General features: G+C 55.7%; 22 protein-coding genes and 1 riboswitch. Of the genes, 19 read left to right on the forward strand and 3 right to left on the reverse strand.

Going from position 1 to position 23,548, the window contains the following annotated elements; genetic code table 11:
- Positions 1-10: 10 nt before the first annotated feature.
- Complete coding sequence (locus HRQ60_RS16460) at positions 11-1,381, reverse strand: voltage-gated chloride channel family protein (protein ID WP_172197478.1); 1,371 nt, start codon at positions 1,379-1,381, stop codon at positions 11-13.
- Between the two features lie 72 nt (positions 1,382-1,453).
- Positions 1,454-1,513, reverse strand: a riboswitch (Fluoride riboswitch).
- Between the two features lie 133 nt (positions 1,514-1,646).
- Between HRQ60_RS16460 and HRQ60_RS16465 the strand changes: the two genes are divergently transcribed.
- The 14 genes from HRQ60_RS16465 (at position 1,647) to HRQ60_RS16530 (ending at position 13,881) form a co-directional block, all read left to right on the forward strand.
- Positions 1,647-2,000, forward strand: coding sequence for an ArsR/SmtB family transcription factor (locus HRQ60_RS16465; protein WP_172197481.1), 354 nt, complete (start codon positions 1,647-1,649; stop codon positions 1,998-2,000).
- 15 nt (positions 2,001-2,015) lie between these two features.
- Entirely contained in the window at positions 2,016-3,311 is a 1,296-nt protein-coding gene (locus tag HRQ60_RS16470; RefSeq protein ID WP_425501698.1) for an arsenic transporter, read from the forward strand.
- 73 nt (positions 3,312-3,384) lie between these two features.
- On the forward strand, positions 3,385-3,804 hold the full coding sequence (gene arsC / locus HRQ60_RS16475) for an arsenate reductase (thioredoxin) (protein WP_172197484.1): 420 nt from the start codon (positions 3,385-3,387) through the stop codon (positions 3,802-3,804).
- A gap of 82 nt (positions 3,805-3,886) precedes the next feature.
- Positions 3,887-4,249 carry an arsenite efflux transporter metallochaperone ArsD gene (gene arsD / locus HRQ60_RS16480; protein ID WP_172197487.1) on the forward strand — a complete coding sequence of 121 codons (363 nt, stop codon included), beginning with the start codon at positions 3,887-3,889 and terminating at the stop codon, positions 4,247-4,249.
- 13 nt (positions 4,250-4,262) lie between these two features.
- On the forward strand, positions 4,263-6,032 hold the full coding sequence (arsA, locus tag HRQ60_RS16485) for an arsenical pump-driving ATPase (protein ID WP_172197490.1): 1,770 nt from the start codon (positions 4,263-4,265) through the stop codon (positions 6,030-6,032).
- A gap of 25 nt (positions 6,033-6,057) precedes the next feature.
- Complete coding sequence (locus tag HRQ60_RS16490) at positions 6,058-6,336, forward strand: iron-sulfur cluster assembly accessory protein (RefSeq protein WP_172197493.1); 279 nt, start codon at positions 6,058-6,060, stop codon at positions 6,334-6,336.
- Positions 6,337-6,369: 33 nt separating this feature from the next.
- Entirely contained in the window at positions 6,370-6,813 is a 444-nt protein-coding gene (locus HRQ60_RS16495; RefSeq protein WP_172197496.1) for a protein-tyrosine phosphatase family protein, read from the forward strand.
- Positions 6,814-6,979: 166 nt separating this feature from the next.
- Positions 6,980-7,447 carry a MarR family winged helix-turn-helix transcriptional regulator gene (locus HRQ60_RS16500; RefSeq protein WP_172197499.1) on the forward strand — a complete coding sequence of 156 codons (468 nt, stop codon included), beginning with the start codon at positions 6,980-6,982 and terminating at the stop codon, positions 7,445-7,447.
- 45 nt (positions 7,448-7,492) lie between these two features.
- Positions 7,493-8,293: an arsenite methyltransferase gene (locus HRQ60_RS16505; protein ID WP_172197502.1), complete on the forward strand. Its 801-nt coding sequence runs from the start codon at positions 7,493-7,495 to the stop codon at positions 8,291-8,293.
- A 22-nt stretch (positions 8,294-8,315) separates the two neighbouring features.
- A complete protein-coding gene (locus HRQ60_RS16510) occupies positions 8,316-8,852 on the forward strand; it encodes an arsinothricin resistance N-acetyltransferase ArsN1 family A (RefSeq protein ID WP_172197505.1) in 537 nt (178 codons plus the stop codon).
- Positions 8,853-8,989: 137 nt separating this feature from the next.
- Positions 8,990-10,486, forward strand: a complete 1,497-nt coding sequence (locus HRQ60_RS16515; RefSeq protein ID WP_172197508.1) for an aminotransferase-like domain-containing protein — start codon at positions 8,990-8,992, stop codon at positions 10,484-10,486.
- Complete coding sequence (locus tag HRQ60_RS16520) at positions 10,479-11,327, forward strand: hypothetical protein (protein ID WP_172197510.1); 849 nt, start codon at positions 10,479-10,481, stop codon at positions 11,325-11,327. Before HRQ60_RS16515 ends, HRQ60_RS16520 begins: the two co-directional genes overlap by 8 nt.
- Positions 11,328-11,576: 249 nt before the next feature.
- Positions 11,577-11,852 (forward strand): HPr family phosphocarrier protein, encoded by a 276-nt coding sequence (locus HRQ60_RS16525; RefSeq protein WP_172197513.1) that lies wholly within the window; start codon positions 11,577-11,579, stop codon positions 11,850-11,852.
- A gap of 268 nt (positions 11,853-12,120) precedes the next feature.
- On the forward strand, positions 12,121-13,881 hold the full coding sequence (locus tag HRQ60_RS16530; RefSeq protein WP_172197516.1) for a sensor domain-containing diguanylate cyclase: 1,761 nt from the start codon (positions 12,121-12,123) through the stop codon (positions 13,879-13,881).
- Between the two features lie 90 nt (positions 13,882-13,971).
- Here the strand turns inward: HRQ60_RS16530 and HRQ60_RS16535 are convergent, their stop codons facing one another.
- Positions 13,972-15,921: a methyl-accepting chemotaxis protein gene (locus tag HRQ60_RS16535; protein WP_343044721.1), complete on the reverse strand. Its 1,950-nt coding sequence runs from the start codon at positions 15,919-15,921 to the stop codon at positions 13,972-13,974.
- 1,044 nt (positions 15,922-16,965) lie between these two features.
- Here HRQ60_RS16535 and HRQ60_RS16540 point away from each other — a divergent pair.
- From HRQ60_RS16540 to HRQ60_RS16560, 5 genes are all read left to right on the forward strand, one after another.
- Positions 16,966-18,018 (forward strand): FecCD family ABC transporter permease, encoded by a 1,053-nt coding sequence (locus HRQ60_RS16540; RefSeq protein WP_172197522.1) that lies wholly within the window; start codon positions 16,966-16,968, stop codon positions 18,016-18,018.
- Positions 18,018-19,049: a FecCD family ABC transporter permease gene (locus HRQ60_RS16545; protein WP_172197525.1), complete on the forward strand. Its 1,032-nt coding sequence runs from the start codon at positions 18,018-18,020 to the stop codon at positions 19,047-19,049. The genes HRQ60_RS16540 and HRQ60_RS16545 overlap by 1 nt, the downstream gene beginning before the upstream one ends.
- A 204-nt stretch (positions 19,050-19,253) precedes the next feature.
- Positions 19,254-20,141: an aldo/keto reductase gene (locus HRQ60_RS16550; RefSeq protein WP_172197528.1), complete on the forward strand. Its 888-nt coding sequence runs from the start codon at positions 19,254-19,256 to the stop codon at positions 20,139-20,141.
- A 134-nt stretch (positions 20,142-20,275) separates the two neighbouring features.
- Positions 20,276-20,902 carry a kinase gene (locus HRQ60_RS16555; RefSeq protein ID WP_172197531.1) on the forward strand — a complete coding sequence of 209 codons (627 nt, stop codon included), beginning with the start codon at positions 20,276-20,278 and terminating at the stop codon, positions 20,900-20,902.
- Between the two features lie 155 nt (positions 20,903-21,057).
- Positions 21,058-21,681 (forward strand): flavin reductase family protein, encoded by a 624-nt coding sequence (locus HRQ60_RS16560; protein ID WP_172197534.1) that lies wholly within the window; start codon positions 21,058-21,060, stop codon positions 21,679-21,681.
- A 162-nt stretch (positions 21,682-21,843) separates the two neighbouring features.
- Here the strand turns inward: HRQ60_RS16560 and cls are convergent, their stop codons facing one another.
- Positions 21,844-23,286, reverse strand: coding sequence for a cardiolipin synthase (cls, locus tag HRQ60_RS16565; protein ID WP_216671622.1), 1,443 nt, complete (start codon positions 23,284-23,286; stop codon positions 21,844-21,846).
- Positions 23,287-23,548 lie beyond the last annotated feature (262 nt).

Raw genomic sequence — 23,548 nt, forward strand, 5'->3', positions numbered from 1 at the left:
CACAAACAACTCAATCGTCGTCCGATTTCGTCGGAAGATCGAGTGGCACGGCCGCCTCCCGGCGGTCTTTTTGTCGTATCGTTTTTGCGGATTCCAATGTGGTGCCCTCCGGGAAGACCCGCCCCCGATACTTGGATACGCCGATCCGCTGCGAAGGATAAATGCCGCTGTGCCCGGAGAAACCGTAGCTGATCAGGCAGGCGATGAACAGATACACGGCCGCGTCCGCACCAAACAGTTCGATGCCCATCAGGAAGCAGGCGATCGGCGTGTGGGTGGCTCCGCAGAATACGGCGATAAAGCCCAGAGCGGCAAGAAACGGTGCGTGAACCTGAAGCACGGCCGCCAGCGAATGGCCCAGTGTCGCTCCGATCGCGAACAAGGGAGTCACTTCGCCGCCCTGGAATCCGGCTCCCAGGCTCAAGGTGGTGAACAGGAATTTGCCGACAAAAGCAAACGGCGACACATCGCCAGTAAGGGAAGCTTCGATCAGGGGCAATCCCAACCCCAGATACTCTCTTGTTCCAAGCAGATAGACGAGCGCGATCACGACAACCCCGCCTACCGCGCTTCGGAAGACGGGGTTTTTGAACAGCCGGGCATAGAGTCTCTTGAACGCATGGGTCGTTTCGCTGAATGCCATACCCATCAGTCCGAACAGAATCGAGGCCAATACGACTTTCCATACAATGGCTGCCGACAAAGCGGGAACACTGTCGATCGCATAATGCGCGTGCGTAACTCCCCAGAAAGAAGAAGTCACCAGGTTCCCGGCAAAACTTGCGACGAAGGCGGGAATAAGCGCTTCATAACGCACAAGACCGATAGCCAGCACTTCCAGTCCAAAAAGCGTCCCGGCCAGCGGGGTACCGAAGATCGAGCCGAATCCGCCGCTGATCCCGCAGATCAGCAGGATTTGGCGGTCGGCCGGAGCGATCCGGATCAGTCTGCCGAAAGCATCCGCCAGACTTCCGCCCATCTGCACCGCTGTTCCTTCCCGGCCGACAGACGCTCCAAGCAGATGGGAAGTCAGGGTCCCGAATAAGACAAGCGGAGCCATGCGCAGCGGAATAGGAGCGGGGTCGGTCCCATGAATCTGCTCCAGAATTAGGTTGTTGCCCCGGCCGCTCGTTTTTCCGTATTTCAGGTACAGCCAGCTGATCAGGGCACCGCCCAGGGGCAGCAGAAACAGCAGCCAAGGATGATCGAGACGCAGACCGGTGACATAAGCCAGACTGTTCAGGAACAGAGCCGAAGCGCTGCCTGCCAGGATCCCGACGGCTCCGCCCAGAACGATCCATTTCAATAGTCCCCCCAGGCTCGAAGCGAAACCGGATCGGCCCAGAGCGGGAATTCCCGGAAATTTGTTGAAGCGATTCATGCTTATTCTGTCCTTCCTGTTATCGGATATGGCCGAAAATAAATAGACTCCTACCAGGGAAAAAGGAAATACCCGCTGGTAGGAGTCATCAGCCTTTCGGCGGTTACGGCGAACTCCATCGCCCGTTTTGGTCTTTGTTATTTTAAGGCGGGCACAAGAGACTGTCAATGACATCGGCCAGCGGGGCGTTAGTTTATTTGTACTTGCGCATATAATTATATGCTTATATAATAAAATCAAATTCAAGATCGGAAGGAGCGAGAGCATGGCCCACACGGTGAATAACGAAGAAAGTTTGGATACGGTCTCGCAGACGCTGAAGCTGCTCGGAGACAAGACCCGTCTGACGATCATGAAGCTGCTCGACGAACAGGAATGCTGCGTATGCGAGTTGGTCGCCATCTTTAACACCAGTCAACCGGCTGTCAGCCAGCATTTGAGAAAGCTGAAAGATGCCGGATTTCTGCAGGAGAAGCGCAGGGGACAATGGATCTTTTACTCCGTCAACCGTGAAAACAATCAGTACGAACTGCTTCAGAGTCTGATTGCGCGGCTTCCTTCCCAGTTATATCGGATCGAAGAATTAGAGAAAAAAGGATTACGAATTTCTTGTGGATAATGGAGGGGGAACCATTTGTTTTTGACCATCGCGGCCATTTTGATTTTTTTGGTTACTTTGATTCTGGTCATCTGGCAGCCAAAAGGGCTGTCGATCGGTTGGCCGGCCTGCGGCGGAGCGCTTGCAGCACTGCTGCTGGGCGTCGTTGATGTCCAGGATGTGTGGGATGTCACCCAGATCGTCTGGAATGCGACGCTTGCCTTCGTAGCGATCATTCTGATCTCGCTGATCCTGGATCGCATCGGATTCTTCGAGTGGGCGGCGCTGCATATGGCGCGTGCCGCAGGCGGCAGCGGGGTCCGCATGTTCGTGTATATCAGCGTTCTGGGGGCGCTCGTCGCCGCATTCTTCGCGAACGACGGTGCGGCCCTGATCCTGACTCCGATCGTGCTGGCGATGGTGCGGGCGCTGAATCTGGACGAGAAGAAGATCTTCCCGTTCATTATCGCCAGCGGATTTATCGCCGATACGACCTCGCTTCCGCTCGTCGTCAGCAACCTGGTCAATATCGTATCGGCCGACTACTTCGGCATCACGTTCATGGAGTATGCCAAGCATATGATCGTGCCGAACTTGTTCGCCCTGACGGCCAGTATTCTCGTCTTGTATCTGTTTTTCCGTAAAAGTATTCCCCAAACGTTCGAAGCGTCACAGCTCAAAGCTCCAAGTGAAGCGATTCGGGATCCCCGGATGTTCAAGTGGTCTTGGCTGGTACTCGCGCTGCTGCTGATCGGCTACTTCGTATGCGAATTTTTCGAAATTCCGGTCTCTGTTGTAGCCGGGGTGATCGCGATCTTCTTCCTGCTGCTGGCTGCCAAAAGTCCGGTCGTTCCGATTCCGCAGGTGGTCAAAGGCGCGCCGTGGTCGATTGTCTTCTTCTCGATCGGCATGTATGTGGTCGTCTACGGACTGCGTAACGCAGGCTTGACGGATACCCTGGCTGTCGCGATTCAGTATATGGCCGATCAAGGAATGTTTATCGCGACGATCGGAATGGGCTTCCTGGCTGCCGTATTGTCTTCGATCATGAACAACATGCCGACTGTGCTGATCGACGCGCTGGCGATCGACGCTACGACGACATCGGAGAGCGTCAGAGAAGCGCTAATCTACGCCAATGTGATCGGTTCTGATCTGGGGCCGAAGATTACGCCGATCGGATCGCTGGCCACCCTGCTGTGGCTGCATGTGCTGAGTACCAAAGGGATCAAGATTCCGTGGGGTGTGTACTTTAAGACCGGTATCATCCTTACAGTGCCGACGCTGTTTATTACGTTGGTCGGTCTGTATCTGTGGCTGTTGGTCGTGTAATCGCAATTAGCTAATCGGTATGGCATTCTAACAATCAGATCCGGCATGGACCGGACAAAGGAGAGACTTACTCATGACTCAAAAAACACTTTATTTTCTCTGTACCGGCAATTCTTGCAGAAGTCAGATGGCAGAAGCTTGGGGCAAAAAATACCTGGGCGAAGAATGGAACGTACTCAGCGCGGGTATCGAAGCCCACGGCCTGAACCCGAATGCGGTCAAAGCGATGAGCGAAGTGGGTCTTGATATTTCCAATCAGACATCCGACATCATCGATCCGAAGATTATGCAAAGCGCCGACTTCATCGTCACGCTGTGCGGAGATGCCGCGGACAAATGCCCGATTACGCCGCCGCATATTCGCCGTGAGCATTGGGGATTCGACGATCCGGCCAAAGCGCAGGGTACCGACGAAGAAAAATGGGCCGTTTTCCAAAGCGTGCGCGATCAGATTGGCGAGCGGATTCGGACTTTCGCGGAAACCGGAAACTAACAGCAGCAAAGGGACCGTGGGTTACGATTCGCGGTCCTTTTTCTTTTAAAACGGTTGAATTTTATAAAAGGAGGCGATTTTCATGAAAAAGATCGAATTTTTCGATCCGGCAATGTGCTGTTCTTCCGGTGTATGCGGACCTGCGGTCGATCCGGAGCTGATTCGCATTTCGTCTGTTGTCCATAATCTCAAGCAAAAAGGCTATACGGTCGTTCGTTATAACTTGTCCAGTGAAACGGAAGCTTTTATCAATAATGCAGTTGTAGGCAAGCTGCTGAACGAAGAAGGGCCGGACGTTCTGCCAATCGTGCTGGTTGATGGCGAAGTCGTGCATCGGCAACAGTATCCGACGAACGAAGAGTTAAGCGCTTGGACCGGAATGTCCGAACAGGAATTGATCTCCAAGCCCCGGATGCGTCTGGAGTTAAATGTAAAAGCGAAATAAGGAGGCATACAAGATGAGCACCCTTTTTCAACCGCAAGCTATGGAATGGACGCCGTACTTGTTTTTTACCGGTAAAGGTGGCGTAGGGAAAACGTCTACCGCTTCAGCTACGGCCGTCGTTCTGGCAGATCTGGGCAAAAAAGTGCTGCTTGTCAGTACCGATCCCGCTTCCAATTTACAGGATGTATTCGATATGGAGCTTGGCAATCAGCCGCTGCCCGTTCACGGCGTACCGAATCTGGATGTGGCCAATCTCGACCCGGAAGCGGCGGCTCAAGCGTACAAACGCAGCACGATCGAACCGTATCGGGGCAAGCTGCCGGATGCGGTACTCGCCACGATGGAAGAACAGATGTCGGGGGCATGTACGGTCGAGATTGCGGCTTTTAACGAATTTTCGACGCTGTTGACCGATCCGGCGATTCAGCATAAATATGACCATATCGTATTCGACACTGCGCCGACCGGGCATACGCTCAGGCTGCTTCAACTGCCTATGGCCTGGAGTGGTTTTCTGGACGAAAGTACGCACGGCGCGGCTTGTCTCGGTCCACTGGCTGGATTGGACGGCAAAAAGTCGCTGTACAAAGAAGCGGTTCGGACATTGGCCGATGCTTCATTGACGACGCTGCTGCTCGTGACGCGCCCCGATCGTTCTCCGATTCGGGAAGCGGCCCGAACGTCGCATGAGTTGAGAGAAATCGGCATGAACCATCAATACCTGATCGTAAACGGCAGATTGACCGATCCGCTCCCCGGTGATGCGGTCGCTTTGGCTTACGCGGCCCGTCAACGCAAAGCGCTGGACGATCAGCCGGAATCGCTCAAGACGCTGCCCCATTTCGAGATTCCGCTGTCTCCTTTTAACGTTACCGGTCTGGACCGGTTGAGAGAACTGTTAACAACCGGAAGTCGGCAGATTATCGATCCTGTCGGGGATACGAATGAGAACGACGCACTTCTGGATCTCAAAGGGATGGTCGATCATCTGGAGCAGACCGGTAGCCGGATCATTTTTACGATGGGCAAAGGCGGGGTTGGCAAAACGACGGTGGCGGCTAGCGTTGCACTGGAATTGGCGGAACGCGGGCATAAGGTGCATCTGAGCACGACCGATCCGGCTGCGCATCTAAATGAATGGATCGAGCAGGACATTCCGCGATTGACCTTGAGTCGGATCGATCCCAAAGTCGAAATCGAGAACTATCAGCAAGAGATGATGTCGCAGCAGAACCATCTGGATGAAGAAAGTCTGGCTTATCTCGAAGAAGATCTCAAGTCGCCTTGTACCGAAGAGATCGCGATTTTCCGCGCGTTTGCTGAATTGGTTCAACGGAGCCAAGATGAGATCGTCGTGATCGATACCGCACCGACGGGTCATACACTCCTGCTGCTCGATGCATCCAATGAATATCACAAAGAGATTGAACGCTCTACGCTGGTGATGCCGGATTCGGTTCGTCAGCTGCTGCCGCGTCTACGTAATCCGCAAGAAACGAGTGTACTGATCATCACTTTGGCGGAAGCAACTCCTTACTATGAAGCGATCCGTCTGCAAGAAGACCTTCAGCGGGCCCATATTCCGGTCAAAGGATGGGTTATCAATCAGAGTCTAGCCGCTACCGGGACCCAAGATCCGGTGCTTGGCGGACGTTCGGCAGCCGAAGCCCAGTGGACGCGCAAGATCGAAGCCGCATCGGGCAGAAGTTGTGCGCTGATTCCCTGGACCTCGGCCGAACTCAGCGGAGCCCGCAAACTGCGGCAATTGATTCACCATATCTAAATTCCAAGTGGAAGGATGAGCCATTATGATGATTACCGATCTGGCCAAGACTTATATTCAAGAAGCCATGAACCAAAACGGCGTATCCACGCTGCGGGTATTTTCCGGAGGAGCAGGCTGCTGTGGTCCCAGTTACCAATTGGCGCTGGGCGAGCCGGAAGCCGGAGACCGGATTGAGCAGATCAATGATCTTCAAGTCGCGTACGAACCTGAAGTGGCGGATCAAGTGACTGCGATAACGCTGGATCTGATTCAAGACGAGCAGGGTGCAGGCTTGGTATTCAAAGGCGCAAGCGGCTGCTGAAATCAAATTTTCGAAGAATAGGTGGTATTCAAAATGACGAAAACATATCAGCAATTAGTGGAACCTTATATTTATCTGGGCGGCGCAGCCGATGTCGAGCAGATGATTACCGAGGAGCATTGCGAGGTCATCGTTGATCTACGCGAAGAAGCGACAGAGATTGCGTATCAGAGTCCCGATCGTCAAGTGGAATGGATTCAGATTGCGCTCGATGATCATGCACGTACCACGCAGGAAGACGTATTCAAGCAAGCGATCGATCAGGTTGTAGCCAGCAGCGAGCAGGGCAAAAAGGTCGGATTCCACTGCGGCGGCGGCAAAGGCCGTACAGGCGCTGTTGCGATCGGCACGCTGCTTGCTCTGGGCAAAGCGAATACGCTGGCCGAAGCCGAGCAGATGGCCAAAGATATTCGTCCGGTCATCTCGATCAAAGACACGCAGCGCGAAGCGCTTCAGCGCATTTTCCCGAACGCCTGATTCGGGGCTACAGCAGTATGTATCCGATCGTTCAAGCACACTTTATAGATAACCACTCTTTTTGATGAAGAGCGGTTATCTATTTTTTTGAATCGACACAAATTCTTCTCTAAAAATAACTTGCAATATGCAAATAAAAAGCTATACTGAAATAGAGGTGAGACGCATGGGTAACAAAAGAGAACCGTTCCAGATTATGACGCGGCGCTTCGGGTTGTTGAACAAGGTATGCTGCAGCGTGGGCGGTCATGATCTATCGGCAGCGCAAAGTCATATTTTATATGAAATAGACTGCCATAACTCTCCGTCGATGCAGCAAGTCGCGGATACTCTCGGTACAGACATTACGACGTTTAGCAGGCAGATTCAGGCGCTGATCAAAATGGGGCTAATCGAAAAGTCACCGGATACCCGCGATCGGCGGGTATCTGTGCTGTCGTTGACCGATGAAGGCCAACAGGTTGCCCGTACGATCGACGAGCAAATGAACAGCTATCTGGATGAAGTATTGTCGTATCTGACTCCATTCGAGCAAGAGACCGTTATGTCCTCGATCCATCTGTTCAACGAAGCCATGGCCAAGTCCGATCGCTGTTGTCATCCCGTTGTGGAGCCTAAGTCTAAACTTGATTAATGCAACTTTGTCGAATCATCAATCCTCTTAAAGGAGTGTTCAATCATGACAGAAGTCCATAAAGATACCATTCGTCAAAATGTACGGGGTCGTTACCAGCAGATCGCGCTTCGGACGGTTCAGCCGGAGTCTTGCTGCGGGGTCGATCCGGATTATGATCCGGTTCAAGACGTTGATCAAGTGTCTGCGCAAATGGGATACTCGGCCGAGGAGTTGCAATCGGCTCCGATCGGGGCCAATCTCGGTTTGGGATGCGGCAATCCGCAGGCTATTGCGGAGTTGAAGCCGGGTGAGACGGTACTCGATCTGGGCAGCGGCGGCGGATTCGACTGCTTCCTGGCAGCCAGACAGGTAGGCCATACAGGTCGCGTCATCGGAGTGGATATGACACCGGATATGATCTCCAAAGCCCGTCATAACGCGGAAAAAGCACAGAACTCGATCGTTGATTTTCGATTGGGCGAAATCGAGCATCTGCCGGTGGCCAACGATACGGTAGACGTCATTATCTCGAACTGCGTCATCAACTTGTCTCCGGACAAGCAGCAGGTATTCGACGAAGCTTATCGGGTGCTCCGAAGCGGGGGACGGTTGGCGATCTCGGATATCGTGACCACGGCAGAGCTTCCGCCCGAGATCAAAAGCGATATGCAGGATCTGTACAGCGGGTGTATTTCGGGGGCTTCGTTTATAAAGGAGCTGAGTCATATGTTGGAGCGCAGCGGATTTTCCGAGATCTCGATTCAGCCCAAAGAAGAATCCAAAAGCTTTATCCGGGACTGGATCCCGGGCGAGCGGATCGACGATTATATCGTTTCTGCTGTTATTCAAGCCATAAAGCCATAAAGTGATAAGGAGGAAGAGAAGGATGCAGAAAATACATTCGGAAGCTTCGTTATGTATTCGCTTCGTTCAGGCAAAAGATCTGGAGGCGGTACTGCACATCTACAATCAGGGCATCGCAGATCGGATCGCGACGCTGGAGACGGAAGCCAAACCCTTTTCCTATATCGAGGACTGGTTCAACAGCCATCAGGGACGTTACGCGGCGCTCGCTGCCGAGCGGCACGGGGAGATTGTCGGCTGGGCGGCGCTCAATCCGTATTCGCAGCGCTGCGCATACGACGGTGTGGCGGATCTGTCGATCTATGTAAGGCGTGAACATCGCGGCACCGGCGTCGGTACACCGCTGCTGTCGGCTCTTGAAGAACAGGCACGACGTCAGGATTTTCGCAAGATCGTCTTGTTTACGTTTCCTTTTAATGAAGCGGGACAGCGTCTCTACCGCAAATCGGGCTACCGGATCGTCGGCACGTTTGAGAAACAGGGCGTGCAGGACGGCCGGGAGATCGATGTCATGATTATGGAAAAAAGGTTGGGATCAGGCGAAGACGTACAAGTCTGACGTTGCCGGGATCCGCCCATTGAACTTGTATCGTGATCTAAAAAGGTAAACGTCCACCCCTGCCGCAAACCCCGGGTTTTGCGGTTCTTTTCTTTGGGCGCCATCTGTGGAATGATAGGAGGCAAGGAGCTGAGCGTATGTTTAACGATTTCAGAGCGGATAGCGAGAGTCCCGCTTATATGCAGTTGAAAGGCTATATCGAGACGTTGATCGAGCAGGGGCTGATGCCGCTGCGCCACAAGCTGCCTTCGACGAGGGAATTGGCCGGACTGCTGGGAGTCAGCCGCACGACGGTCATCAGCGCGTACGAAGCGTTGGAGCGAACCGGCTGGATCGAGGCGGTCAAAGGGCGCGGCAATTTCGTTTCCCGGGCCGTGCTGCATTCGGAAGAACCGCCGGGCAGGATCGACTGGAACAGCCGGCTTAGTCCGCAGGCTTTTTTGTCGGAAGAACTCGACCTGATGAAGCACGGAATCAAATGGGAAAAAGGCATGATCGCCTTCACCAGTATTGCCCCGGACGAGAAGCTGTTCGACGTGACCGGGTTCAAACGCGCTTTTCTCGACCGGATCTCGCTTGAAGGTGACGTGCTGCTGAATTACGGCTACGCCCAGGGATACCGGCCGCTGATCCAGTATCTGACGAACTATATGCGCAGCAAAGGCGTCGAGGCGGCAGACAAAGACATTCTGATTACGAACGGGTTTACGGAAGGGTTCGATCTGATGCTGACGGCGATCCGGCGGCGCAGCGGACGTATTCTGTGCGAGAATCCGACCCATCAAACGGCGATCAAGATGATGAAACTGCACGGTTTCGAACCGGTTGGCGTTACGCTGGAGCAGGACGGCCTGAATATGGACGAACTGCGTCGGACACTTGACGAAGGAGGGTTCGATCTGGCTTATCTGACGCCCTCCTATCACAATCCGACGGGAATCGTCACTTCGCCCGAGAAACGGATGGAGCTGCTGCGTCTGCTCGGCGAGCACGAAGTGCCGGTCGTGGAAGACGGCTTCAACGAAGAGCTGCGCTATTCCGGTGCCCATGCCGCGCCCCTGATCGCCTGCGCCGGAACCGGGAACTCGGTCGCTTATATCGGCAGTTTCTCGAAAATTCTGTTCCCCGGGCTCCGGGTCGGCTGGATCATGGCGGATCGCGGATTGATCGGCTATCTCGAAAGTCTGAAACGAGCCAGAACCATCCATACGTCCACGATCGATCAGGCCGTTTTGTTTCAATATCTGCATAACGGGAACTTCGAACGTTATCTCAAACGGGCGCGAACCGAATACAAGCGCAAGTATGAACTTGCGGTTCGCGGCTGCCGGGACTACATTCCGATGAAACGGATGAGCGGAGAAGGTGGTCTGCATGTCTTCGTCGAATTGGACGATCGCTTGGATGCCCGGGCGGTGCTTGAGGACTGCCGGCTGCGCGGAGTCGTATTTACGCCCGGGGATATCTTTTTTACAGATGGCCAAGGCCGGAATACGCTGCGAATCGGCTTCTCCCGTGTGCCGGAAGACCGGATCGAGGAAGGGCTTAGGGCGATCGGGATTGTCGTACAAGAGCACATGGCAGCTGCGGCGGCCAAGCCGCTGCCGGGAAAGGAAGGAACTACGCATGAATAAACGGAATCGACGGCAAGCGGAGAATCCGGCAGGAAAGCCGGCTCTCTCTTATATGAAGCACAAAGATTCGCGTCCGCGGGCCGGCGAATCGCGGCTGCTCAAGTGGGGCGCAGCCGTGGTGATGCTGGGCTGCATCCTGCTGCTTGGAGGCTGTATTCGGTTCGGTCCGCAGGCGGACGAAATGGCCGATACCTCTGCCGGGGATACGGAGCAGAGCAAGCAGCAAACTTCTTCCGCCGGGCAGCCCGAGGCTTCGCCTTCCGGCGAAGCCTCGGATACGCAGACGGAAGATCCATCCGCCGCTTCGCCTTCTGACGAAACGGCAGAGGAAGAGAACGATGAATCGACCGATTCGAAGCAGGCAGAGTCTGCTTCGGATGCGGCGGACGACGAACCGGCGGCGGACCGGATCGAAATCGAAGTGACGCGCGACGATACCGAACGTACCGTCCGGTTCGATCTGCAGCGTCTGCCGTCCGGTTATTCGCTTGCCGGTCTGACCTGGGAACCCGATGCCGCTGCGCAAGAGATACTTCCGTCGGGAACGTCTGCGCCAGAAGTGCCGGCCGACCCACCAGCAGCCGAATCCGCAGTCGAAACGAAGCGCATAACGGCGACTTACCAAGATGCGGTGATCGCGGGCGAAGCCGAGACGGAAGGGTTTTTCATCGACGAAGACGGTCAGCGAATCGGCTACCGGTACGGCGAAGCCGAAGCGGGGCAGGCGGGATCGGCAAGTCTTGAATTCCGAGACGCGGAAGGAAGCAGCCGCATTTGGACCGGGCGAATTACGCTTGGAACCGCGCCGGCCGAAGAGGAATCGGCGGATACGCCCGGCTGAACGGATTCGGATCGGGGCTTGTTCCCCGGTCTTTTTGCTGTCGTTTCAAGCGGGGACAAAGTGGATAAACATTCAATAAACCGCTTGGGCAGAACTTCACCCGCCGTCTTACGGTCCTGCGTTAAATTTCGGCTTCAACAAACCGATATAGAAGAAGCGGGAGCAGCCGGATTCCAGAGCGGATCGGACTGTTTTATCCTAAAATTTGGAAGCGTTATCAGGTTATCACGGAAAAAAGGGGACCCATCTATGAGAGTGCATGAATTTATGATCAAAACGGATTTCGATCGCGACGAACTGCTGCAGATTTCTTCGCAGGCTTCCCAGTTCGCCTCGGATATCAAGCTTACTTTCGGAGACGAAAACAACCAGCGCATTGTCGATGTCAAAAGTCTGCTCGGTATGATGCTGCTTCCGATTCACAGCGGCAGCACGGTACGGATCAGCGCACGCGGACAAGACGAATTGGAAGCGCTGGAATATATGTGCGGCTTGTTTCAACATCACGGCTGTGCCCCCCATTAAAAGAGAATCGCGAAGCGCCGAAGTATCCCGGATCGTGATCCGGCAGGCGCAGTTTGGCGTCGGCACAGCGGCAATTCGGTCTGCCGACACAAACTTCGGGATAAATCGAGAACCCGACGCTCCGCAAAGGGCGCCGGGTTTTTGCGTCCGCTTGCCCTGCCTTTGCGTACCGCGCATAACAAACGCTGCCGAAAATGCCGATATTGGCTTATAGCAGAACGGCCGTCATATTGGCGAAACGGACCGATCCGGGAGGAGTTCAATCATCATGTTTCAAATTTCGTTTGATTTTGGCGGCATTGAAGAATTTGATGTCTGCCTGCAAGATCCCGAACTGCATGCCCGTGCACAGGCCAGCCGTTCCGTCTTGATCCAGTTCTTGACGTCCAGCCGGATGCTGCGAAGCGCTGCGGCGCTCTATGCACCTATTGTGCAGCGATTTCCGGGAGCTGTCGTTACGGGAGTGACCACGGCGGGAGAAATCGCCAAAGGCGAATTTCTGCGCAGCCGGATCGTCGTCATCTTTTCTTTTTTCGATACCTCGGAGCTGCAGCTGTTTTCTTTGGGCTGTTCTCGGGGAGAAGAAGAAGAGAGCGGCCGAAGATTGGCCGCTCTTCTGCAGGAAGAAGCGCGAGAGTCGGAGCTTAAGGGAATTCTGCTGTATGCGACGACTCAGCGCATGGACGGAGCGGGACTGCTCAGAGGGATGCGGGGGCTGCTGCCCGACGTACCGGTCTTCGGAGCGGGAGCCGCTTCGTACGAATACGATACGGAATCGTCTCTGGTCCTGGCCGGAGAACAGCTGTACCGCGACGGAGCGGCGGCTGTTGTCTTCCGCGGGAAAGAACTGAAGATCCAGGCCCGCGATTATCTGGGCTGGGAACCGCTGAGCCGGGATATGACCGTAACCGAGACAGGCGGACCGACCTGGATCAAGACGCTGGACGGCGTTCCCGCCGCGGAAGTGTACGAGAAATATTTGGGTATTCGCAACGACGAACACTTTTTCAAAAATATGCTCGAGTTTCCGCTGATGATTAAACGGGCGGACCAAATTCTGGCCAGGGTTCCGGTAGCCCGGGGCCAAGAAGGCAGCCTGCATTTGGCGGCGGACGTACATGAAGGGGAGCAGGTCCGTCTGGCTTACGGCAATCCCAAGCATATCGTGATCACGCCGGACCATATTCGGCAGCAGTTGGACGAGTTCCGTCCGCAGGGTATCCTGCTCTTTTCCTGCTATTCGCGCCAAATTTATCTGCAGGATGCCGTTAATCTCGAGACGGGGGCTTTCCAACAGTTTGCGCCTTCGGCCGGACTGTACACCTACGGGGAATTTTACGGTCGGGGAGACAATGTCCAGCTGCATAATGCCAGCATGGTCGCGGTTGCGATGTGGGAAGGCGAGCCGCCGCGGGAGCAGCCGGCTCCACGCCGCGAAGAACCCGCGGCAGCGCCGGGCACCAAACAAATGGAGCTTACGAGCCGGCTCGCCAAGTTTATCGGGGTGGTGGTCGAAGAGCTGGAACAGGCCAACCGGGAGATGCAGGCGCTGATGCAGACCGATCGACTGACGGGTCTGCACAACCGCGGGAAAATGGAAGATCTGCTCAACAGTGCGATGCGCTGCATGGAAAGCGGCAGAGCGTCGATTTCGATTATTCTGCTGGATATCGATCGCTTCAAAGCGATCAACGATACGTACGGTCATCTGTGCGGAGATGCCGTACTGCGCCGCACCGCGCAGATTCTAAAAAGCTATACAAGCAATCGGATCGCGGCCGGACGCTGGGGAGGAGAAGAATTCCTCGTCGTACTGAAAGATGCGAAAAAAGGAGAAGCTGTGCAGCTGTCGGAACGGATGCGCTCGGAATTGGAAACCGCCGATTTCGGCGAAGCCGGGACCGTGACGGCAAGCTTCGGTGTGACTTCGGCGGTTCAAGGCGAAGAGATGCGCCAGATTTTCAAGCGCGTCGATGACGCGCTTTACGCAGCCAAACGAAGCGGCCGCAACCGTGTCATCGAATATTGAACCCGATTCGCGGAGCATACAGGTGCAAATCGGGCAAAAGAAGGCTTCCGGGGATAAGCACCGGAAGCCTTTTTGAGCAGAAATATAATTTTATTGGGCGTCCGAGAGCTTGAAGAATCCCAGATCCTGCTGCAGCCCGGCGGCCATATCGCTCAGACTGCCGGCGGCGCTGCCGATCTCTTCCAGCGCGGCCAACTGCTGCTGCGAAGCCGCAGCCATCGTTTGGGACTCCTCGGAAGAATGGAGCGCAACGCGCGCCACCTCGGAGACCGAAGCCGTCACTTCTTCGACGCCCGCGGAAATTTGCTGGGAAGCCGCGGAAATTTCCTGAATCTGATCGTTGACGATCCGGGCGGAATGACCGATCTTCCCGATCGCGCTGCTGGCGCGGTCGATCGAGTCCATGCCTTGGGCGGTTTCCGAATCGGTGCGCTCCATCAATCCGACCGTCTGGCCGATCAGACTGCGGATATCGCCGATCCGAAGCGAGATGGTCTCGACCGAAGACTGCGTCTGTTCGGCGAGTTTGCCGACTTCGGAAGCGACAACCGCGAAGCCCCGGCCGTGTTCGCCGGCTCGTGCCGCTTCGATATTGGCATTGAGCGACAGCAGCTGCGTCTGGCGGGCAATCGCTTTGATCGAAGAGACGATCTCGTCGATCTGCTGCGAATGCTCGTTCAGCAGCGAGACGCTGTCCGCCGATTGGCTGACCGATTCGCGGATGCTGCGCATCTGTCCGACAGCGACGGACAATTCACGGTCGCCCACTTCGGCCCGCTGCGCCGTCTCGGCGGCGGATTCGGCAACGGAAGCCGAGGATTCGGCGATCTTCGTAATGCCGATCGCCATTTCGTTCATGGCCAGCGCCGTATCTTCGGTCATGCGGCGCTGCGTCTCGGAACCTTCGGCTACGGATTGTACCGCCGAGGCTACCTGACGCATCGCCAGCGAAGATTCACGCGAGACTTCGCTGAGCTGCTGCGAAGAGGCTGCGGACAGATGCGACGCTTCCTGGCTTCCGCGCAGGGTCTTGTTCAAGGCTGCGATCATACGGTTGAACGAGTCGCCGACCTGGCCGAGTTCGTCGCGGCTCTCGATCACGATGGTCTGCGACAAATCGCCGTTGGCCATATCCGATGAACGTTCGCTCAGCAGGCGAACGGCACTGTTTACGCTCCGGTAGAAGGCCATATAGAACAGCAGAACAAGCAGAAGGGCCGCTGCCATAAGGGCCGTAACCAGGTTTCGTCCGGATTCAAGGCGTTCGATACGTTGGTCCAACAGCGAAGTCAGCGTCTCGGCGGCCTGCTGGAAGAACGCATAGGATTCTTCGATCGTCGAAGTGCCGGCCGAGAAGAAAGCGGCAGGTTCCGAAGACAGCGTCTTGTCGGCGAACAGCTGCTGATCGACCAGCGCAAGAAAGCTTTCGATCGAGTCCGCAGTCGTTTGCCCCGGTACCTGGATCTGTGCGCCGGCTTCCCGATTCAATTCGGTAAAGGTTCCGAGAGATTTGTTGAGTTCTTTCAGTTCGCTTTCCGCCTGGGCTTTCTTCACGGCGACGCCGGTCAGCGCTTCGGGCTGGGCCTGATGTTTGGTCAGCATCCCGTTGCCGTTGCCGCGGATTTGGGCCGTATTCTCGATCAGGCTCGGCAGCCGTTTGACGACCATATCCATCAGGTAAAAGGAATCGATTTCCGTATCGAGCGACAGGCCGGATTCATCGGCGCTTTCGACAACGAAATCGAGCATGCGCGTCACCAGCTCACTTTGACGGGCGAAGCTGTCCGTCGCGGAGAGAGAAGCGGTCTCCGCCTGCAGCGATTTCCATTCGGCGGCAATCATCTGCCATTCGGCTGCCGATTTGGTCAAACCGGAATTGGCGACAGCCTGTCCGATCTGCTCGGCATTCGTATTCGCTTGGGCGGCGATGGCATCAAGTTTGCTTTGGCTGTCCGCGCCTCCTCCGTTCAGCAGGGCATTGGCTTGTCCGCGGTGCTGCTGCAGCGATAAAACGAACGGAAGAACGGCTTCGACCTGCACCAACCCTTTTTTCTCCAAGGCGGTCGTATGGATCTTCTCCTGGACGCCGGAAAATCAGAGCACGAACAGCATGGCGAGCGGAGCGGCGAACAGAATGCTGATCAAAATGAATTTCTGGGCGTATTTCAATCGGGACAAAACAAAAGTGAAAGGGTAAAGCAGTTTGGCGAACATGGGAAATCCTCCTCTGACAGTCCCGTTCCGCTGGGCGGAACGGCCGGTATGCAGCTGGTGGTGACAACCGCTGTTTATAATCGTTATATCGGAAAAAGCCGGTAAATCGTGTGCTTTGTACAGGTAAGACACGAAAAAATTTATCTTTTTGAAGGCTTTTGCCGGAGCAGACAAAAGGACCGGTCCGAAGAAATGACGCAAAAAAGACCCCGTCGGCGCATAAAGCGTCGACGGAGTCTATATGGGAATCTGCGGGAGCAAACAGGCAGCCGCTATCAAAAAGGCTTAATGGAGACGTTCGAAACGTTTAACCGCCCAATAAGGTAACGACACGATGCGGTCTGAAGTATCAATTTTAAAAAAACTCTTGTTCGTTAGATCGGGAGAACAGGAGCCGGTGTAAAATTCTCCACTCACTAGATGCAGACGAAGGAATTCTTCTTTGGATACGGCCTTTTTGATCTCATGAGCTACCACGGTGTAGGCCCCCTTGCGATTCAGAATGTATGCTAATACCTTACATTACCCACGTTTTCAAGTATCCAATCATATTGCAGACAACTTGCATCCAATATTGAAAAAAGAAATTCGATAGACGGCAGATTTGAGGACTGGTATACTTGAAATGATAATGACTCTCATTTGTGGGGTGCGCCGATGTCGGTGCAGGCAGGCGAGAGCCGTGAAACATGTAAGCGATCTACCGATCTACATAAGGGTTGTCCGTGAGAAGCGGAAGCCGGGATTTGCCGCGTTTGTCCAAACATACAGAAAGAATGTCCACACGGGCGAGCCCGGCACAGATGTTCATTCGGAAGAAGGGTGATGTTGTGAAACAATTTCAAACAGGCACAAGGGGGACGCAGAACGATGAAACCGTCCGCCCTGCCTAAAGATCCGCAGACCGTACCTAAGGTCAAGGTCCGTTCGCGGCCGCTGGCCGCTTCGCTTATTCTGATCGGCGGGATCATCCTGCTTGCACTCGGGATGGCGCTGGCCGTGGCGGTCGGAGCCAAAGATATTGCGCTGCCCGACGTTTGGAAAGCGGTCTTTCATTTCAATCCCGAATTGACCGAGCATCAGATCATCCGCGAGCTACGTATGCCCCGGGTGATCGGAGCGGCAGTCGTGGGTGCGGCTTTTGCCGTCGCAGGTGCGATTATGCAGGGGATGACCCGCAATCCGCTTGCCGATACCGGGCTGCTCGGACTCAATGCGGGAGCCAGCTTTGCTCTGGCTTTATGTTTTGCTTTTGCTCCGGGCCTTTCGTTTCTCGGCCTCATGCTGTACTCGTTTATCGGAGCCGGTGCGGGAGTCGGTATCGTCTACGGGATCGGTTCGCGTTCCAAAGGCGGCTTGACGCCGATCCGTCTGGTGCTGGCGGGTGCTGCGGTCAGCGCTTTGTTCACCGCACTGAGCGAAGGAGTGGCGCTGTATTTCAAGATCGGTCAGGATCTGGCGTTCTGGTATGCGGGCGGCGTCGCCGGCACCCAGTGGGTGCAGATCCAGATTATTCTTCCGGTTGTCGTGATCGCCCTGCTCGGTTCGATCGCGCTGTCGCGTTCGATTACCCTGCTCAGTCTGGGTGACGATATCGCGACCGGCCTCGGACAGCGTACCGGCCTCGTCCGGCTGCTGGGCGTGCTGATCGTGCTTGTACTGGCCGGCACGGCCGTATCCGTCGTCGGATCGGTCGGCTTCGTCGGCCTGATTATTCCGCATTTGACCCGGAAACTGGTCGGCGTCGATTACCGCTGGATCATTCCGTGTTCGGCTGTGCTTGGCAGTCTGCTGATCGTATTCGCCGATCTGGCGGCGCGGATGATTAATCCGCCGCAGGAGACGCCGATCGGCGCCCTGGTCGCTCTGATCGGGGTTCCGTTCTTCCTCTATCTGGCTGTCAAAGAAAGGAGGAGCCTGTAATGGAATCGATGATTCATCAGGCCGAGCGCCGCAAGCGCAGTCGGGGAATCCTGGTTATCGCAATTTTTATCGTATTGATTATCGCCGCTTTTGTCGTCAGCATGAACACGGGCTTTATCCGGTTATCGCCGCTTGAGGTGATCCGGACGCTGTTTGGTCAAGGGACGGCGCAGCAGCATTTGATTCTGTTCGAATTCCGCCTGCCGCGTATCGTCATCTCGATCCTGATCGGGGCGGGCCTTGCCGTGTCCGGCTGCGTCATGCAGGGGCTATCGCGCAACGCGCTGGCCGATCCCGGTATTCTCGGCGTCAATGCCGGAGCGGGACTGATGGTGATGCTCTATGTTTCGTTCTTCTCGTCGACGGTCAGCGGTTCGGTGTTCCTGCTGCCGGTACTCGCTCTGATCGGAGCCGGCGCCACGGCCGTATTGATCTATGTTCTCTCCTACAAAAAAGGCGAGGGACTTATCCCGACCCGGATGCTGCTGGTCGGAATCGGGGTAGCGGCGGGCATCAGCGCGGCGATGATCGTGCTGACGCTCCGTCTTAATCCCGAAGAGTACCAGTTCGTCGCTTCCTGGCTGGCCGGACGGATCTGGGGAACCAGCTGGAAATTCGTCGTGGCTCTGCTGCCGTGGCTGATCTTGTTCCTGCCTTTCGTGTTCTACAAAGCGAAAGTCATGAACGTGCTGAACATGGGCGATCAGACGGCGACCGGACTTGGCACGGCGATCGAACGCGAACGTCTGCTGCTGCTGGCCGCTGCCGTGGGTCTGGCCGGTGCATGCGTTGCGGTCAGCGGCGGCATCGGCTTCGTCGGTCTGATCGGTCCCCATCTGGGCCGCAGGCTCGTCGGACCCAAGCATCAGATTCTGCTGCCCGTGTCGGCGCTGGCCGGCGCCCTGCTGGTTCTGGTCGCCGATACGCTGGGCCGCTGGATTCTTCAGCCGACCGATATCCCGACCGGCGTCGTCGTAGCCGTAATCGGCGCTCCGTACTTTCTGTATCTGCTTGCCAAGACCAAAGTCTGAACGCCGGCTGTTTTTTTTCGGATCTGCGCCGCCTTCCCGATCGGGAAGGCGGTTTTTGCGTGGGACAAGGATGATGTTCCATGATAGGGGATTGAAAAAAGTCCGCCGATCCCCTATCATGGAAGCGCTATCCGGAAAACAGAATCCATGCCGGCTGGGCGGGACGCGAAGCGTCCGGAAAACATCATGAAGAGGTGAGCGGAAATGAAATACAGAAGATTGGGCAGCACCGAATTGAACGTGTCCGTGGTAGGCGTGGGCACCTGGCAGTTCGGAGGAGATTGGGGACAGGATTATACGCAAAAAGACGTCCATGCCATATTGAACCGGGCGCAGGAGCTTGGAATCAACCTGATCGATACGGCGGAGTGCTACGGGCCTCATCATCTCTCGGAAAGTCTGATCGGGGATTATCTGTCGCGCGGCAGACGGGAAGACTGGATCGTTGCCAGCAAATTCGGCCATCAATGGCACGATCATTGGACGAACGCCTGGGATACGGACCAGATCCGTATCCAGCTGGAAGAATCGCTCAAATCGCTTCGCACCGATTATATCGATCTGTATCAATTCCATTCCGGTTCGGACGAAGTGTTCGACAACGACGAGCTGTGGACCATGCTGGACAAGCAGGTGCAGGCCGGCAAAATCCGCAACCTGGGCATTTCGATCGGAAGCAACGACAATCTCTACCAGACGGACAAAGCGGCTCAAGTGAACGCCAAAGCGATTCAGGTCGTCTACAACCGGATCGATCGCGTGCCGGAAGAGCGCGTCTTCCCGTCCTGCGAACGTCAGGATCTGGGCGTACTGGCCCGCGTGCCGCTGGCGAGCGGTTTCCTGAGCGGCAAATACAAGCCGGGCGCCGTGTTCGAAGACAATGTCCGCAAAGGCCGCGAGCGGACGGAAGTCGACGAGAAATTGAAACTCGTGGAAGAGATTCGCCGCAGCGAAGTGCCGGAAGGCGTAGGCATGGCTGAATGGGCATTGGCCTGGTGCTTGAAGAATCCGGCGGTCAGCTGCGTGATTCCGGGCTGCAAAAGCGTGGAACAGGTCGAATCGAACGCACGTGCGGCACAAATCGAGCTGTAAAAATTTTCCGCGTAAAAGCGGCATGACTTTTCCGCAGTAGTGGTGTAAAGTATGTACAGGACGGTTCCCGCGATGATTTGAGGCGCGGGGGCCGTTTTTTTTCGAAAACGATTTAAGATAGAGAGGTACGAAGTATGACCCAACAAATTCAAACCCATATCCGGCAAATCGAAGACCTGCTCCCCGCAAGCGGGACCGCAGGCCGATTTGTGCTTGGCATCGACGGACTGAGCCGTTCGGGCAAAACGACGCTTGCGGACGCGCTGAAGCGCCGCCTGTCGGAGCGGGGGGACTCCTGCGTTCTGCTGCATATCGACGATTATATCACCGAACGCCGACTTCGTTATGGAACGGGGCGGGGCGAAGGGTTCGAGTATTATAGGCTGCAGTGGGACGCCGAGCAGTTGGAACGGTCGTTGTTCGCCGGTCTCAAAACGGCCCCGCTCTTGACACTGCCGCGTTATGACGGCGACTCGGACTGTTCGCTCGACGAGCCTATTCTTCTGCCCGAACACGGCATCATTCTGATCGAAGGGGTATTCCTGCAGCGGTCACAGTGGCGGGAGTATTATGATGCGGTCGTTTACCTGGATTGTCTGCGCGAACGTCGTTTCGAGCGGGAGAGCGAATCGGCCAGGCGGCAGCGATTCAAGTTCGTCAACCGCTACTGGAAAGGCGAAGAACTGTATCTGGAAGCCGAGCGCCCGGCGGAGCGCGCCGACTTGGTGTTGGACGCGGAATCGAGCCTTGGGACAAGTTGACGGCTGCGCGATTTTGCCAAGCCTGACAAAATCGGTCGGTACGTTTACAATGGAAGAGTCGGTTCCGACTTCGGAACCTTTAGGGTAGGTATTGAAAAATGCGCGTCGGCGAACCCCAGGTGCCGTTCGACCGCCAATCCGGAAGGAGCTTTTCCATGTATAATCTTGATCCGCAGGATCTGGGCAGCAAGCTTGTCTATAAATTGATGACCGGTACGATCGTGCCTCGTCCGATTGCCTGGGTCACTTCCCGATCCGCCGGGCAGGGCATCGTCAATGCGGCGCCGTTCAGCTATTTCAATATGGTAAGTTCGGATCCGCCGCTTGTCGCTTTCTCCGTCGCCCGGCGTCCGGACGGCGATATGAAAGACACGGCGCGTAATGTAACGGATACCGGCGAACTGGTCGTACATATTTGCGACGAGAATCTGGTCGAAGAGATGAACAAGACCGCGGCGATCCTGCCGCCCGGCGAGAGCGAGATCGATTTGACGTCCCTGACGCTTGTCGACAGCGCCGCCGTGTCGGTGCCGGGTATCGCCGAAGCCAAAGTCCGTCTGGAGTGCCGCCTGGAATCCCATCTGCCGATCAAAGCCGACGACGGACGCGTCACGCACGATCTATTGATCGCGCGCATTCTGCGCTTCCGTCTCGACGAGTCGATCTACGACGAGGAGCACGGCTATGTGCTGACCGAGAACCTTCGTCCGGTCGCCCGGCTGGCCGGCAATGAATACGCGGGGCTCGGCCGGCTGTTCAAGATTGAACGGCCGACCTGACCGGGCCCGGCTTCGGTCCTGCGCTGGACGAATGTGCGGCGGCCGGGGCCGCCGCACATGAGATGCCGCCTACACGCACGAAAAATCCGCTGCAATCGCCGGAGTGGCGAGAACAGCGGATTTTTTTGACGGATAACAAGGCTTGGAACGACGGAGCGTCCCTTACAGAATCGGCGAGAGCAGCCGCGTGAACGACTCCAGCGCTTTGCGCAGCAGAGGACGCAGCTTGTACTGTTCGACCGTCAGCATTTCGCTGTCTTCCATGTCGGCGCGGAACAGCTTCTCCAGCTCGCCGGCTTTGCCGGAATCGTACAGGATCGCGTTGACCTCGAAGTTCAGCTTGTAGCTGCGGATATCCATATTGGCGGTGCCGACCGACGCGAGGCGGCCGTCGACGACCATCGTTTTGGCGTGGAGGAAGCCTTTTTTGTACAGATAGCAGTTGACGCCAAGATCCAGCAGCTCGCCGAGATACGAATACGATGCCCAGTAGACCATCTTGTGATCGGGCACTTTGGGAATCATCAGATGGACTTCGACGCCGGACAGAATCGCCATCTTGAGCGCGGTCATCATGCTCTCGTCGGGGATGAAATACGGCGTCTGGATCATGATCGTCTCGCGCGCTTCGTCCATCATTTTGATATAGGCGAGCTTGATCGTCTCCCGGCTCTGGTCGGGGCCGCTTGAGATGATCTGCGCGCCGACTTTGCCTTCGAACGGACGGCTGACCGCAAGAAACACGTTCTCGGGCAGCTTCTGGCGGACGGACAAGCTCCAGTCGTGCAGGAAGATCGCATGCATCTGGATCAGCGCCGTGCCTTCGATCCGCAGATGCGTATCGCGCCAGTAGCCGAACTTCTTGACCTCGCCGAGGTATTCGTCGCCGACATTGAAGCCGCCGATATATCCGCAGGAACCGTCGATGATGACCAGCTTGCGGTGATTGCGGTAATTCATCTTGAAGTTGATCAGCGGAATACGGGACGGGAAAAAGGGAGCCGCCATGCCGCCCGCTTCGCGGAAGTTATGGAGGAAACGCCGTCCGATCTTCTTGCTGCCCCAGGCATCGTACAGCACGCGGACTTCGACGCCCTGTTTGGCTTTCTCGGTCAGCGCGTCGATCAGGCGGCGTCCGAGATTGTCATTCTGCCAAATGTAATACTGGACATGGATATACGTCTGCGCGCCGGCGATATCCGCGAGCAGCGCGTCGAATTTCTCCGTGCCGTCCGCATAGACGGTAACGTCGTTGTCCTGCGTGTACAAGGAGAAGTCGCCGACCATGTTCATATGCAGCAGCTCGCGGTAGCGGGCCGTGCGGGGATCGTTGAAATGCAGTTCTTCGTCGAGCAGCTGCTGGCGCTGGACGGAGATGCCGGGCAGCAGAATCTTCTCTTGTTCCCGGAACTGATAACGCTTGACGCGGCTGAGATTTTGTCCGAAGAACAGGTACAGCACGAATCCGACGATCGGCAGGAAAAACAGAACCATCAACCAGGCCCAGGTCACCCCGATATCGCGCCGTTCCAGGAAAACGACAGTGAGTGCCAACAATAAATTCAGCACAAGCAAAAACCATGGGGCTTGACCAAACCAGTACAATTCCAATTGATGCAACCTCCGCTTTCGAATGAGAGTTCAAATGAAAATCCGGCAGAGCCGGGCTTCATTTATAGAAGAAGAAATTAGGTGTGCCGTAGCTCAGTTTACCCGATTGTGATCAATAAGTGAACAATTGCGGCATTCCGAACAAAGGAAAAGTCGAAAAAACGTCAAACGTAGCCCGAACGGGCCATATGCCGGTACGGATTTTTGGTTAAAATTTAATGGAAAAGCCGCGCCGCGAAAATGGGGAAGGCAGGAG

It is taken from the genome of Saccharibacillus qingshengii (assembly GCF_013185195.1).
Lineage (GTDB): Bacteria > Bacillota > Bacilli > Paenibacillales > Paenibacillaceae > Saccharibacillus > Saccharibacillus qingshengii.